13 protein-coding genes and 2 pseudogenes are annotated in these 14915 nt (G+C 35.6%); 10 read left to right on the top strand and 5 right to left on the bottom strand.

The genetic code is table 11. From position 1 onward, the window contains the following. The first annotated feature begins 169 nt into the window (after window positions 1-169). Both HRG09_RS09795 and HRG09_RS09790 read left to right on the top strand, forming a co-directional pair. Entirely contained in the window at window positions 170-2302 is a 2133-nt protein-coding gene (locus HRG09_RS09795) for a peptidoglycan D,D-transpeptidase FtsI family protein (RefSeq protein WP_174100615.1), read from the top strand. Window positions 2303-2326: 24 nt separating this feature from the next. Then, a pseudogene (locus tag HRG09_RS09790) lies at window positions 2327-2769 on the top strand (NTF2-like N-terminal transpeptidase domain-containing protein); the annotation flags it as partial. A gap of 46 nt (window positions 2770-2815) precedes the next feature. On the opposite strand, the gene HRG09_RS09785 reads toward HRG09_RS09790, so the two are convergent. Continuing rightward, window positions 2816-3001, bottom strand: a complete 186-nt coding sequence (locus HRG09_RS09785) for a hypothetical protein (protein WP_174100614.1) — start codon at window positions 2999-3001, stop codon at window positions 2816-2818. A 473-nt stretch (window positions 3002-3474) separates the two neighbouring features. Between HRG09_RS09785 and HRG09_RS09780 the strand changes: the two are divergent. Both HRG09_RS09780 and HRG09_RS29805 read left to right on the top strand, forming a co-directional pair. Continuing rightward, a pseudogene (locus HRG09_RS09780) lies at window positions 3475-4283 on the top strand (helix-turn-helix domain-containing protein); the annotation flags it as partial. Continuing rightward, window positions 4269-4424, top strand: coding sequence for an IS3 family transposase (locus HRG09_RS29805; RefSeq protein ID WP_483862107.1), 156 nt, complete (start codon window positions 4269-4271; stop codon window positions 4422-4424). The pseudogene HRG09_RS09780 and the gene HRG09_RS29805, both read left to right, overlap by 15 nt. A gap of 57 nt (window positions 4425-4481) precedes the next feature. On the opposite strand, the gene lsrF is transcribed toward HRG09_RS29805, so the two are convergent. Genes lsrF through HRG09_RS09760 form a run of 4 tightly spaced genes read right to left on the bottom strand, consistent with a single transcriptional unit; the run spans window position 4482 to window position 8171 of the window. Further along, window positions 4482-5264 (bottom strand): 3-hydroxy-5-phosphonooxypentane-2,4-dione thiolase, encoded by a 783-nt coding sequence (lsrF, locus tag HRG09_RS09775; RefSeq protein ID WP_174100613.1) that lies wholly within the window; start codon window positions 5262-5264, stop codon window positions 4482-4484. A gap of 6 nt (window positions 5265-5270) precedes the next feature. After that, window positions 5271-5633, bottom strand: a complete 363-nt coding sequence (locus tag HRG09_RS09770; RefSeq protein ID WP_174100612.1) for a cupin domain-containing protein — start codon at window positions 5631-5633, stop codon at window positions 5271-5273. 25 nt (window positions 5634-5658) lie between these two features. Then, complete coding sequence (gene lsrK / locus HRG09_RS09765; RefSeq protein WP_174100611.1) at window positions 5659-7221, bottom strand: autoinducer-2 kinase; 1563 nt, start codon at window positions 7219-7221, stop codon at window positions 5659-5661. Continuing rightward, window positions 7221-8171 (bottom strand): sugar-binding transcriptional regulator, encoded by a 951-nt coding sequence (locus tag HRG09_RS09760; RefSeq protein WP_174100666.1) that lies wholly within the window; start codon window positions 8169-8171, stop codon window positions 7221-7223. The genes lsrK and HRG09_RS09760 overlap by 1 nt, the downstream gene beginning before the upstream one ends. A gap of 180 nt (window positions 8172-8351) precedes the next feature. Here HRG09_RS09760 and HRG09_RS09755 point away from each other — a divergent pair, with 180 nt between their 5' ends. The 6 genes from HRG09_RS09755 to HRG09_RS09730 all read left to right on the top strand — a co-directional run bounded on the left by HRG09_RS09755 (window position 8352) and on the right by HRG09_RS09730 (window position 14777). Then, window positions 8352-9845, top strand: coding sequence for a sugar ABC transporter ATP-binding protein (locus HRG09_RS09755; RefSeq protein WP_174100610.1), 1494 nt, complete (start codon window positions 8352-8354; stop codon window positions 9843-9845). Continuing rightward, window positions 9842-10819 (top strand): ABC transporter permease subunit, encoded by a 978-nt coding sequence (locus HRG09_RS09750; RefSeq protein ID WP_174100609.1) that lies wholly within the window; start codon window positions 9842-9844, stop codon window positions 10817-10819. Before HRG09_RS09755 ends, HRG09_RS09750 begins: the two co-directional genes overlap by 4 nt. After that, on the top strand, window positions 10816-11814 hold the full coding sequence (locus tag HRG09_RS09745) for an ABC transporter permease (RefSeq protein ID WP_174100608.1): 999 nt from the start codon (window positions 10816-10818) through the stop codon (window positions 11812-11814). Before HRG09_RS09750 ends, HRG09_RS09745 begins: the two co-directional genes overlap by 4 nt. Beyond that, on the top strand, window positions 11811-12854 hold the full coding sequence (lsrB, locus tag HRG09_RS09740) for an autoinducer 2 ABC transporter substrate-binding protein LsrB (RefSeq protein ID WP_174100607.1): 1044 nt from the start codon (window positions 11811-11813) through the stop codon (window positions 12852-12854). Before HRG09_RS09745 ends, lsrB begins: the two co-directional genes overlap by 4 nt. 173 nt (window positions 12855-13027) lie before the next feature. After that, window positions 13028-13627 (top strand): VOC family protein, encoded by a 600-nt coding sequence (locus HRG09_RS09735; protein WP_174100606.1) that lies wholly within the window; start codon window positions 13028-13030, stop codon window positions 13625-13627. 103 nt (window positions 13628-13730) lie between these two features. Beyond that, window positions 13731-14777 (top strand): DUF2332 domain-containing protein, encoded by a 1047-nt coding sequence (locus tag HRG09_RS09730; protein WP_174100605.1) that lies wholly within the window; start codon window positions 13731-13733, stop codon window positions 14775-14777. Window positions 14778-14915 lie beyond the last annotated feature (138 nt).

Raw genomic sequence — 14915 nt, 5'->3', positions numbered from 1 at the left:
ATTGAACGTAGTTTCTCTTATTCTTTTTGTAAATAGAGGAGCGGTTCCATCTTCATCTATTCATTTCAGTAATTGAATGAGATGCTACTAAGATTGGATAACGTATGCACGAATTTGCATACAAAACTGTAATCTGAACAAAATTTATTAAAATATATACGGAGGATGTATGAAAAAACGAACAGGAAAGAAGCAGAAGACATCGATATCTATCCGATTAAACATTCTATTTTTCTGCGTATTTATACTATTTTCGGCTATTATTGTTCAGCTCGGAAAAGTACAAATTGTTGACGGAGAGACCTATAAAAATCAAGTGGAAAAAAATGAAAATGCAACAACGAGTATTTCAGTTCCGCGTGGAAAAATTTATGATCGAGAAGGGAAACCGGTTGTTGATAATAGAGCGCTTCGTACGATTACGTATACAAGATTGAAGGGAGTAAGCTCTGAAGACGTTTTAAAAACTGCAGAAGATATTGCAAATATACTTGAAATATCGGAAGAAGAAATAAATAAATTAACTGAAGTAGATAAAAAAGATTATTGGATGCAATTAAATAAAAAGCGTGCTAAAGCAAAGGTCACGAAGCAAGACGAGGAAAAATTTAGAGAAAAGGGTATAGAAGGGAAAGAGTTAGACAAGAGAATCGAAGAGTTAAGACGAAAGCGCATTACAGAAGATGAATTAGCAGAGCTCACGCCACAAGACTTAAAAGTATTAGTTATTAAAAGCAAAATGAGTTCTGGTTATCAAATGACACCACAAATTATTAAAAAAGACGTGACAGAGCAAGAGTATACGAGGATAAGTGAAAATTTAGCAAAATTTCCAGGAATAGATGCGACAGTTGATTGGGAACGAAACTATGTAAATGGTGATTTATTCCGTTCAGTATTAGGTAATATAACAAGCGCTGAAGAAGGATTGCCAAAAGATCATTTAGATTCTTATTTGGTTCGCGGATATAATCGGAACGATCGCGTGGGGAAAAGTTATATTGAACAACGATATGAAGATGTATTACATGGAACAAAAAAAGAAGTTAAAAATAATATTGATAAAGCAGGAAACGTTATTCAAACGGAAACAGTCTCTAAAGGAAAAAGTGGTAACAATTTAACTTTAACAATCGATATGGAGTTACAAAAAAAAGTAGAAGAAAGTATAGAAAAAAATTTAAAAGCTTTTAAGAGTTCTGAACCATTAATGGATCGTGCTTTTGTTGTCATGATGGATCCGAAAACCGGACAACTATTATCTATGGCTGGTAAGAGATTGGTAGAAAAAGATGGGAAAACAGAAGTAGAAGATTTTGCATTAGGCAACATGGTAACTTCTTATGAGTTAGGATCAGCTGTAAAAGGTGCTACTTTATTAACTGGATACGAAACCGGAGCTATACAACCAGGGACTCAATTTTATGACACACCTATGAAGTTTAAAGGTACGAGAGTTAAAAAATCATGGAATGTATCTGGGTTTGGAAATATTAATGATTTAAGGGCTTTACAAGTATCATCAAATGTATACATGTTTCATACCGCTTTACAAATAGCTGGAGTGAATTATGTACCAAATAGTTCATTGGATATTAAACAAGCAGCATTTGACACAATGCGTTATTATTTTAAACAATTTGGTTTAGGCGTCCCAACAGGAATTAATTTACCAAATGAAATAACTGGACAAACGAGACAGAAAGATAGCCAACCAGGATTTTTATTAGATTTTTCTATTGGGCAGTATGATACGTATACACCACTACAATTGGCACAATATATTTCAACCATTGCAAATGATGGATACCGAATGCAGCCTCAAATTGTCCAAGAGATTCGAGAACAAACAAGCAAAAAAGAAGAAATTGGAAAAGTTGTACAATCTATAGAACCTGTTGTGTTAAATCGAGTGGAAGTGAAATCGGAGTATATTGATCGAGTAAAAGAAGGCTTTAGATGGGTATTTCAAGAAGGCGATGGAACTGGTGTGAAATATTTCCAAAAGGCACCATATAAACCAGCTGGGAAAACAGGAACAGCTCAGACAGTATATGGAGGAGAAAGTAAAATTGGAAGGAATGAGAAGGGAGAACGTATTGAGTGTTACAATTTAACATTAGTTGGATATGCTCCATACGATAATCCAGAAATAGCATTTTCTGTAGTAGTCCCTTGGGTTCACAATGATAAAAGCGGTATTAATTCATTAATTGGAAAGGATATATTAGATATATACTTTGACTTGAAAAACCAACGTATGAATGGTGAAGCTACTAATATAGTGAATTCTAATCAGTAACAGTGAAATTTAATTCTTTAATGGATACTACTTTTCTTTTGTTTCACATTTATATTGGTAGGATGCAATAAAGGCGAAACTTCGGAACAAGCATTTGAAACATATATAAAATTATGGAATGACAAAAAATTTGCAGATATGTATGATCAACTGTCAAAACACGCAAAAGAATCCATTTCAAAAAAAGAGTTTACAGAGAAAAATGAAAAAATTCACAAAGGTATTGGAGTTGAGAATTTAAAAGTTAAAAGAAAGGAAGTAATTAAAGATAAAACGGAAAATAAGGTCATTTTATTTACTGTAAGTATGGATACAGCAGGAGGAAAAATCTCTTTCTCACATGAAGCAAAACTTGTGCAAGAAAAAGATGGAGATAAGAAATCTTGGAAAATAAATTGGACCCCAGACTTTATCTTTCCAGGGATGAAAAAAATTATAAAGTCCGTCTGCAGACAGAGCAAGGAAAAGACTACATTTATATATGGATGTAGTCTTTTTTTTAAAGAACTTTGATTATTTGTTTTTAGGGGTATTGATTCTTTCGGAGTATAGAGGTTTTTCAACGTAATGTTTTGAAATAACCAAAGGTTGTGTGTTTGTACTATTTTTAAATTTTGTATAATTTGGTTTTTTAATTGGTGTCGTTATAGTTTCTGCAAATTCATATGGGTAATTAACTTTAGATTTGTCTTCAAACATATAGATAGCCCCCTTCTTAGAGTGGTTGTTAAAGAGTTGTACTATAATATAATATGTTCATATGTTTTTTTGGGGAATAGATATGTATTAATCAATTGATATTGGGGTATTACCCAATGACTTGGCTGGATTAGTTGTATCTGCTATTAGCTGTGAAGCCTTTATATTAGGATTTCACTTTTTTGCTGCCCCATTACATAATAAAGGCTACTAGATGTAAACAAAGAACCGTGGAAATTGTTCCACGGTTCTTTGTTGGGTATAACAGTTCTTATTTAGTGTTCTATTTAAATATAAATAAAACAATTAGGGATATTCAAATAAAAAGCACAGGATGGAACCACCTTAAAGGAGAATCCGTTATGGTTTTTTCTCCTTCTTTATCATTTTAACCGAGAAGCCCCCCTCCGCTAAACGTGAAGTGCACCCCAATTGTTAGACGCGGCAATCTAACAATTGGAGGTGCTTTTCATATGCAGAAATTCTCTGAATCAGAAAAATTAGCAGCTGTTCAGCGTTATGTAAATGGAAATGAATCATGCAGGGCAATCGCCGATACACTTGGCATGGCTAAAGGTGATTTACTACTTTTGATTAAACGATATGAATATCATGGAGTAAAGGCTTTTATAAAAAGCTATACAGCGTATTCTATGCAGTATAAACTAGAGACGTACTGAATTATATGATCGAACATGGGACGTCTATCCGGGAAATAACTGCGATTTTCAACATATCTACAACGAAGATGATTCGAACTTGGGAAAAAACAGTTTGAATCTGGTGGAATCGACGCCCTAAAACCAAAGGAAAAGGGGCGTCAATCTATGAAAAGCGAAACAGATAAACAAATGACAAAATCAGTACCAGCTGAAAGATCTATCGAGGCACTTCAAATCGAATTAGAGCGTTTGCGTATGGAGAATGCGTACTTAAAAAAGTTGAATGCCTTAGTTCAAAACAAGGAAAAATCACCAAACAAGACAAAACACAAGTAGTCTATGAACTAAGGACTGAATTCCCGGTGAAAGCACTCCTACAACTCGCAGATATCCCACGTAGCACATACTATTACTGGGTGAAAAACGCTGAGAAACCGGATAAAGATGCGGAACTGAAAATCTTAATTCAATCGATTTATAGTGAAAATGAAGGACGTTATGGATATCGCCTTATTCGAGATGAACTCGGAAATCGAGGCCAACGTGTGAACCATAAAAAGGTGCAACGTATCATGAAAGAATTGGGCTTGAAATGTCTGGTACGTATGAAGAAATACCGTTTGAAGGAATTTGAAAGTGTAGAACAATTTAAGAAAGAACTAGCGTACTATATAGATTACTACAATCACAAACGAATTATGGCGAAATTAAAAGGTCTGAGTCCAGTGCAATACCGAATTCAGACCTTAATCGCCGCCTAACGAAATAACCTGTCTAACTTTACGGGGTCACTTCAAGGTAGGTGGTGGTAGTTCAATCTAGTTCTTCACTTCATTATATAATTCAAGTGCTTCTTTTACATGTAAGCCATTTTTGACAATACCATGTATCGCTTGAATCATTGCCGCTGGATGTTCAGACTGCCAAATGTTGCGTCCCATATCAACCCCAATTGCACCCTCTTGCAATGCCTGATACGTAATGGTTAATGCGTCTTCAATCGAATCTAATTTTGGTCCTCCTGCAATGACGACTGGGGCAGGGCAAGTGCTTGTGATTTTTTCAAATCCTTCGCAGTAATATGTTTTAATAATGTCAGCCCCCATTTCTACACATACACGTGATGCGAGTGCTAGGAAACGAGCTTCTCGTTTTTGTAGTTCCTTTGCTACGGCTGTAATACCAAGAACTGGTAATCCGTAGTCGTGTGCTTCGGAAACAACGTTAGCTAAATTCGCAACGGTTTGTGTTTCATATTCCGAACCGACAAAAACAGATACGCCGACTCCGACCACGTTTTGTCGCAATGCTTCTTTAATTGGTGTAACGATCGTTTCATTTGCTAAATCTTTACCAACTACAGTTGCTCCGCCTGAAACACGCAGTACCATCGGTGTTTTGCAGTCTTCAGGAATACAGGAATTGAGTACACCTCTTGTTAAAAAGAGAGAATCTGTATAGGGAAGTAAGTTTTTTACTGTTTCTAATGGCTGCTCTAATCCATGAATTGGCCCTAAAAAGTAACCGTGATCTATCGCTAACATAACAGCCTTTCCATCAGGTAATATTGTATTTAATCGATTTTGAAATCCCCAAGTCATTGTGAATCACTCCTTCGTTAATTTGGGATTTTTTGTTTGTACCGTATCTTTTTCTTGTAAATGTGGTGATTTAATAAAAACAGCTTTAAAGATTTGGTCTGAATGGTTAATCAGGTAGTGGGATTCATGAGGGCGAACTTGTAAGGCGTCACCTTGTTTTACAGGAACTCTTTCATTATTAATGTAGAAATCAATTTCACCTTCTAGCGCATAAAAAATTTCTTCGCAAGTTGTATGATAATGATTTTGAAATTCTTGACCAGGTTGAATGACTACAATACCAAGGTCAATATTAGGGCCTTTCAATAAATATTTAGGACCATGGTTACCAAAGCGATAGGAGAAATCCTCTTCATTCACTTTAAGCATGTTGTTCACTCCTTTATGTAATGGATTACAATGCACCTGGTGCAATCCACATATGTGATGTAAATCCTTCATCCGCTAGCGGGAGTTGTTTTTCATAAACGGATTTCCATGTTTGATAAAATTGTTGATATAGTTTGTGATGCTCAGCATTCGGTTCATATGTGCTTTCCCACTTTACGAATTTCTGAGAGGTTGCTTCCATAGAGTCATATATACCTGCACCAACACCTGCCGCAATGGCTGTTCCTAAAGCAGCTGCTTCTTTGACAACTGGTACTTTGACAGGAATTCCGAGAACATCCGCAACGATTTGCGGCCATAGTTTGCCTTTTGCAGCACCGCCCGCAAATATCACTTTAGAAGGGAATTTTCCGGTTAATGCTTCTATTAACTTTAAATTACCAAGTGTTACAAATGCAGCATTTTCTTCAATTGCACGGAACAATTCTTTCTTCCCACATTTATCAGCATCTAAGCTTAAATTGATAAAGGAAGGGGCAGCATGACGCCAGGAAATATAATTCATTACATTTGAAAAGATCGGCATAATGCCATATGAGCCGACAGGTACTTGCTTTGCCTGTTCTTCCAATAATTCATAAGCATCCACACCAAGTTCATCTGCAAGTTGTTTTTCTTCTTGGCAAAAAGCATCACGAAACCATCGCATAACAAGGCCAGGGAAAAACGCGATGGTTTCATATTGCCAAAGTTTTGGAATCACGTGGCAATTCACACGAATACGAGCATGTGGATCCGTTTTTGGATTTGTTATATTTACTTCTTGTTGCCAGAAGCTACCCCCGCAAATAAAGGTTTGATCAGGCTTTACGATTCCCGAACCGAGTGAAGCCATCTGTGCATCACCGCCACCAGCAACTACCAGTGTTCCTACTTGTAACCCTGTCAGCTCCGCACTTTGTTTTGTGACACTACCAATGACTGTACCAGCTTCATTGACAGTCGGAGAAAATGATAAAGAAAGCCCGCATTGTTTAGCAACTGAATTATCCCAAGTTCTATTTTGTAAATTAAAGATACCAGAGGTACATCCATTTGAAGGGTCTATTTGCAGTACACCACTCAATTTATAAAGAATCCAATCGTTTAACATTGTAAAGGAGTGGGCTTTATCGTATATGTCGGGTTGATGCTTTTGTATCCAAAGCAATCTAGGTAAAGCACCTAAAGAAAAGGTTTGCCCTGATTTTGCATATAAATCTTCTTCAAGAAGGGAGCGGATTTGTTTTAACTCACTTACTTCATGAGAAGCACGACCATCAACATTCGCACATGCCCATATCTCACGGCCTTCTTTATCGTATAAAACAAAACCTTCCCGCATACTTGTGGCACTAATCGCTTTAATAGAGGAAGGGGGTGTATTGTTTTTTTGAAGGACATCTTTTGTACATTCTTGAACGAGTTTCCAATTCTCTACCACATCAAAATTCATAGAATTAGGATAGCGAGGGTCTGATTTATGAAGCCACTCTTTTTGACTCACCGCAAGTTGATTTCCTTCTAAATCAAAAAGGACAGCCCGGATACTGCCAGTACCTGCATCGTAAGCTAATAGAGAAGACATTATGATTCACCTTCCTTTCTTAATAGAGAGAGGGCGGTTTCTTCATCTGTAATTAAGGTATGAATGAATTTACCTTTTAAGGCTCCGTAAATGGCATCTATTTTTTCTTCGCCGCCAGCTACACCAACTACATGTTTCATTTTTCGAAGAATGGAAAGAGGTGTACCGATTAGTCGAGTATGGTGAGGGAGCTCAAGCAATTCTCCATATGCATTATAGAATTGTCCGAGAATATCTCCGGCACCATTTTGACTACGTATATAGGTCATTTCACGAAGCGTTATTTTGTCTTTTTTTAAAATCGTTGCATCTTGAGATAAACCACCAATACCGACTACTGCTGTATTAGCAAGCGAAGCGACATGCAGCATATCTTTAACGGACGGTTCTGAAAGGATACTTTGCGCCATTTCATCCGTAGATGCTAAAAATGGAGTAGGAATGATATGCAGTTCTCCTTGCACGTGATTTAAATAATTTTGTTTTCTAGGAAGATAGTGATTTACACCGCCTGTAAGGGTAACAATTGAAAGTTGCATAGATGGTTCAAAATGAATGTTTTCTAGCATTTTTGATATTGTTTCTCCCCAACCAATCCCAAGTAAATCTCCTTGTTGTAGATGAGTTTCTAAATACTGTGCGGCAGCTTTTCCTAAAGAGTAGGTAGAATTCTCCATTGGTGTAGGGATAATGAAAGCGTCTTTTAAATGAAACGTCCGGATGAGTTCACGTTCAATACTCAAACAATGTAAGCCAGTGCCTTTTACATGAAATGTAACAATGCCTTCGGTGCGCGCTTTATCTAATAAACGAACGACTTTATTCCGTGAAATGTGAAGCAAGGAGGCGATCTCTTGCTGCGTTAAATGATCTTTATAGTAATACCAGGCTACTTTTGTTAACAAATTTTCTTCAAAGTTCAGCTGTGACATTCTCTTCATTCCTTTCAACAATTGACCGATGCTTAAACATATGTATTTCATTTTGAGATTATACCGCTAGACACAAGCAGGGATTTCAAGAAAAAATGTGTTCTAGATATGAAAAAAGAGATATACAATGCTACAAAACAAGTAGAACAAAAAATCATTTTCTCAAAAATTGTTCCACATAAAGGAGGGTAACAAGATGTGGAGAACGTGCCTTTATTAGAGGTGAAACAAATTAGTAAATCATTTTCAGATCAACATGTATTAAAAGAGGTTACTTTAGAATTACAACGCGGAGATGTATACGCTCTAGTAGGAGGAAATGGTGCTGGAAAATCAACATTGATGAAAATATTAACAGGCTTATACTCTTATGATGCCGGGGAGATATATGTAAAAGGAGTGGTGCAAAGTTTTTCTAATCCAGCAGAAGCACATGCAACTGGTGTTTATTTAATTCCACAAGAACCGTTAATTTTTCCTCATATGACAATTGAAGAAAATATATGTATTGGAATAAAAGCAAAGAATAAAGAACTTCGTACAAAAGTAAAGGACTTGATAAGAAGTTTAGGGTGGAATATAGAGCTAAATGCAATTGGGAGTTCATTATCTATTGCGCAACAACAATTAGTAGAAATAGTAAGAGGATTAATAAGAGAAGCCGAGATTCTTATTTTAGATGAGCCAACATCGACATTAACAACTCATGAAATAAAGAGTCTTTTTGTGCTGCTGAGAAATTTAAAGGAAAAAGGAATCGGTATGATTTATATTACACACCGTTTCCCAGAAATTTTTGAGATTGCTAATAAGGTAGCTATTTTACGTGATGGAATAATTGTGAGTCAAGGGGATGTATCAGACTATACATATGACATGCTAATGGAGGGATTATTACCTAAAGATTATAAACATGAAGAGAAGAAAGAGATACCACAAGAAACTACGAAACTTTCTCAACAAATATTAGAGGTAACAAGTTTGGCGAGCTATGCATTTCAAGATATATCACTAACTGTACATGCTGGGGAGATTGTAGGAATTGCTGGTATGGTTGGGGCAGGGAGAACGGAATTAGCAGAAGTACTATATGGATTAAGGAAAATACTGTCTGGGACAATTTCATTAGCAGGGGAGTCAATTACAAAATGTTCAACGAATGAAAGATTAGATAAAGGGATGGTATATGTTCCAGAAGATAGAGCGGGAAATGGTATCTTTTCAATTGCGTCTATTAAAGAGAATGTAACGGCAGCTTCCTTACAACGAATGAGCCACTTTTTCTTAAATCACAAAAAAGAAAGCGCTTTAACAGAATCGTATATGAATAAGTTTCGGATTGTTGCTTCCCATATAAATGAAAAGATGACATCTTTATCGGGAGGAAACCAGCAAAAAGTTGTATTAGCAAAATACCTTGCTTGTAACCCAAAATTAATTATTTTAGATGAACCAACGCGCGGGATTGATGCGAAAGCAAGGTTAGAAGTGTATGAGGTAATTCAAAGTTTAAAACAATCAGGACTTGCAATTATACTGATTTCCTCAGATGTAGAAGAAATTGTTCAATTGGCAAACAGAGTATATGTGATGAGAAATGGGAAGTTTGTTTCTCACTTAGAGAAAGGAGAAGTTTGTATAAATGAAGTTACACGTCTCGCATATGGGGGAAGGGAAGGTGTAACGGAATGAAACGCTTTCCAAATATATTTAAAATACATGAAACTTCTATTATCATTTTATTACTTATTTACATAGCCTTCGTAGGAATGATAAATCCTAGTTTTGTTCAATTTAGCTCGCTTTCTTTAATGATGAAATCAAGTCTTATTTTAGTCATACTAGCTATTGGTCAATCGTTCGTATTATTTACGAAAAATATCGATGTTTCAGTCGGATCTATTATGGGATTAAGCGCAGCGATTTGTGGGATGTTTTTGACAAATGGTAATAGTATTCTCATTTCAATGATTGCTGCAATCTTGCTTGGGGCTTTCATTGGACTGATAAATGGAATAGGGGTCGCCAAGTTCGGTGTACCGGCAATTATTATGACATTAGGAATGTTAGGAGTTATTAGAGGAACGATGTTGATCTATACAGGTGGCAAATGGATTGAAGATATTCCTAATTCTTATAAACAAATGTCTTCTGTCATGATATTAGGTCTCCCTGTTACAGTATGGAGCGTTCTAGCTATTTTACTATTATTATACATTTTTTTAACGAAAGCTCCTTTTGGGAGATATTTTTATGCTTCTGGAGATAACGAAGATGGAGCACGTCTCATCGGAATACCGGTAGATAAGGTGAAAATATATGCATTTATTATTTCGGGAATAAGCGCAGGACTTGCAGGATGCATATTTGTTATGAATATCGGATTTGTACCAAATCAAACTGGTACTGGAATTGAGTTGCAAGTAATTGCTGCCGCTGTACTAGGTGGAATTCATCTAAAAGGTGGAACAGGTTCTATATTTGGAGCAGCGCTAGGAGCGATTTTTTTAGAAGTTATAAGTAGTTCACTAGTTTTTTTAAAAATACCTGCTTTTTGGAATAGCGCAATATCAGGTTTTTTACTTTTGCTCATTATTATAGTAGATAGTATTTTGAAAAAATGGCAAGAAAAGCACCGTTTAGAAGAAAGGAGGATGAATCTATGAAGTATGCACGTGGGTTTTTAAGATGGGAAGGAGTTCTTATAGTATTGCTTATTATAGAGTTCATTCTCTTTGATTTGTTAAACAGCGATTTCTTTAATATTAGTAATTTACTTTTCAGTATGAATGACTTCGTTTTTATTACGATTGCCGCAATTCCAATGACTTTTGTAATTGTAACAGGTGGAATCGATGTGTCTGTAGGCTCGATTATGGGTCTTACCTCAATCCTTATTGGGGTACTTTGGATAAATGGAATTCCGGTTATTTTAGCTGTGATTATTGCTTTGGTTATTAGTTGTCTAGCCGGTTGTATCAATGGGCTAATTATTAAAATGACAGATGTAGAACCTCTTGTTGTTACACTGGGAACGATGTTTTTATACTCAGGAATTGCTCTTGTTATCTCGGGTGGATCAAATGCCAGTGGATATGAAGGGATAAGTGGTTTACCAGATGCCTACGTGCAGCTTGCAAATGGGAATTTTATAGGAATTCCTAACTTATTATGGTTACTTTTCGTTTTGACTGTTTTATTTACAATCTTACTTCATCGAACAAAGTATGGGCGTTTTGTCATATTGACAGGTGCGAGTGAAAAGGCAGCTCGATATTCTGGTATCAGAACAAAAAAGGTAGTCATTCTTACCTATATTCTGTCTGGGTTAGGAGGTGGATTAGGAGGAGCTTTTTTAACAGCATATTTCGGCTCAGCTCGAGCTGATATTGGAAACGAGACAATTTTGCCGGTTATTACGGCAGTTGTATTAGGCGGGACACTCATCACTGGGGGAAAAGGAAGTATTCTTGGAACAGTACTAGCAAGTATATTTATTGGTATGATGCAGTACGGTTTACAAATGACAGGTTTAACAAACGAACAGTCAAATGTAGTTATTGGTATTATACTTATCCTCTCGGTTATTATTAGGCATTTCAAATTACAGCAACTCACTATGTGGAGAAGAAGGAAATTGCATAAGGGGGAAATGTCATGAAAAGAAAACTGGGGATTTTTATGATTATGTGCGTTTGTATCATCGGCTTAATCGCATGTTCTAGCAAAACAGCAGATAAGAAAAAAGCAGATGATGTGAGATTTGCATTCATTCCAAAATTAACAGGGGTTGGCTTCTTTACATCAGGTGGTGAAGGCGCAAAGGAAATGGGAGATAAGTTAGGCGTGCGGGTGAAGTATGATGGACCATCAGAAGCGAGCGTATCAGGCCAAGTGAAATATATAAATAATTTTATTAATCAAAACTATGATGCGTTAATGGTTTCATCTACATCGGTTGATGGGCTTTCACAATCATTACAGAGAGCAAAGAAAAAGGGAATGACAGTATTAACGTGGGATTCTGATGTGAATCCGAAAGATCGTTCATTTTATATAAGTCAAGGAACGCCGGAGCAACTTGCAAATCTATTAATTCAAATGACTTCATCACAAATCGGAGATAAAGGAAAAGTAGCATTCTTCTATTCAAGTCCGACTGTAACAGATCAAAATCAATGGGTAACAAAAGCAAAAGAGATTATAAAAGAAAAATATCCAAACTGGGAAATTGTAACGACGCAGTACGGGGAAAATAACGCACAAAAATCATTATCGGTTGGAGAAAGTATTTTAAAAACGTATCCAGATATTAATGCTATCATTTGTCCAGATGCAACGGCACTTCCAGCAATGGCGCAAGCTGCTGAAAACTTGAAAATGGATAAAAAGGTAGTTGTGACAGGGTTTTCAACACCTAATGTAATGCGTGACTATGTAAAACGAGGAACCGTTCAGCAATTTGGATTATGGGATGTAAAACAACAAGGTGCACTTGCAACTTATGTTGCAAATGAAATTGTGGTAAAAGGAAAGAAATTAAAAGTTGGGGATAGCTTTGAAGTTCCGAATATAGGTAAAGTAAAAGTGGAACCGAATTCTATTCAAGGTTATGACTACGAAGCGGATGGGAATGGAATTATCGTATTACCGGAACGAGTTGTGTTTACAAAAGATAATATTGATAAGTACAATTTTTAATATGGAAAGTTCATTCCTGTGTATAAGGGAATGAACTTCTTTTGATTTTGTTGAAACTTATCATACAAAAGTATGAGGGGATTTTTATATAATTACCACTTTAGAGAGAGGTGATGATAACACTATGTTTATACAATTATATGAAAGATATAGAATGCAAGGGGGAGATTTTAATGCTGTTTCATTATCATTTTTGGACGCCTCATTTAGAAGAAATGGAGAACTTTTATAAAAAATGTGGTTTCCGCATTTCTACAAGAATCGGAAAGTATAATGGAGAATTTCAACAATTTGATCCACCATTAACATGGGATGATTTTCGAGATAAACAGATACTGTTTCGGATTATTGAAGCTAGAAAAGGCAAGATAAATATCACATTTGGCTATGGGAAAAAGGTTTCATTTGATCATATTGGTTTTCTCGTGTCAAAAGAGGAGTGCGAAACAATTTGTAAGCAAGCAGAAAAGCTACACTGGAAAGTAGATGTGGGAGAACGGAGAACTTTTATTTTAACACCATATGGATTTCGCATTGAGCTTCAAACACATCTTGATGTAATAGATTATGGCGGGAGTATAGACGAATTACAGAAAGTTATAATGGCAACAAAGCAAACAGGGTTAGAACGGGACCTTTCGTTTCTATTTCGAAAAGAAATAAATAGTATTGAAACCGTTCGTGGTAATAAAACGACATTGAAACATGTATATTTGCGTTCTTTCTATCTAAGGAAACAAACAGATCCGAATGGTGTGGAGATATATGTATAAAATTCATTTGAGATTTAAATGATATTTGTAAAAATATTCTATGTTAAGAATTTATGTTAAAATTATTCTGAATATTGAATTATGTTAATTAGGAGGAAACAGAATGCTTACCCAAGAACAAATTTCCAACTTATTCAAAAATTTTTCTATAAAAGAATGTAAAGGATCAAGCGATTTATACGAACATTTATCAGTAAAAATTTCAGAAGATGAAGAAATTCTTACATTAGCATCACATGCACAACTTGGTCAGCCAACTCCTAATTTATTGCTTGGTGCCATTCATTATTTATTATTAAAAGGGCATAACCATAAGCTGAAAAACTATTATGAAAGTCTTGTTATAAACCCTGAAAAAAATTTAGAGCAAGTCTTTCCTTTGTTTAAAGATTTTTGTGAGCTTCATAGAGAAGAGATTATCACTATATTAAAAACGAAACTAGTACAAACAAACGAAGTAAGAAGGTGCACATATTTATATCCGAGTTTTTGTTATATGTTTCATAAAGTTAATAAACCTTTAGCTTTAATTGAAATCGGGACAAGTGCTGGTTTACAGCTGCTTTGGGATCAATATAGTTATTCGTATGGAACAGAAGAGGTGTTTGGAAATAAAGACTCTAACGTTCACTTGAAATCGGAAATAAAAGGAGAGAATCAGCCATTTTTCCTAAAACAAAGTCCTTCTGTCACAGAAAAAATCGGACTTGATTTACATATAAATGATCTAAATAATGAGGAGGACTATTTATGGTTACGCTCACTTATTTGGCCAGAGCATACAGAAAGGCTTGAAATGTTTGATCACGCAGCAGCTTGTTTAAAAAAACAATCTGTGAAACTGATAGAAGGGGATGGAGTAGCTCTTCTTTCAAGTATTGCAGAACAAGTTCCAGAGGATTCGGTGATTTGTATTTTCCATACACATGTAGCGAATCAAATATCGGAGAGTAAAAAACATAACTTAGTAGAAAAAGTGAAAGACATTGGTGCGAAACGGGATGTTTTCCACCTTTACAACAACATGTGGGATAGAGATCTTCATCTCGATTATTTTATAAATGGAAAAGAATATAATGAGACCGTTGGAGAAACAGATGGTCATGCACGGTGGTTTAGTTGGAGATTAGAAAATAAAACTTTGTGCTAGATTTGTCTATATGATCATGTCAAAAGTAAAAGACAACTATTGTCAAATTAGTTGTCTTTTTAATTTTTAGCATCTATTTATAGTAAAGTGAGTAAAGGTAATAAATTACGACTTGCATGTTGAAAATAAAGAGAGAAT

The organism is Bacillus sp. Xin1 (assembly GCF_013314535.1).
Taxonomy (GTDB): Bacteria; Bacillota; Bacilli; order Bacillales; family Bacillaceae_G; genus Bacillus_A.
Note: the sequence above shows the minus strand (reverse complement) of the source record. Positions and strands in the feature narration are given on the sequence as shown.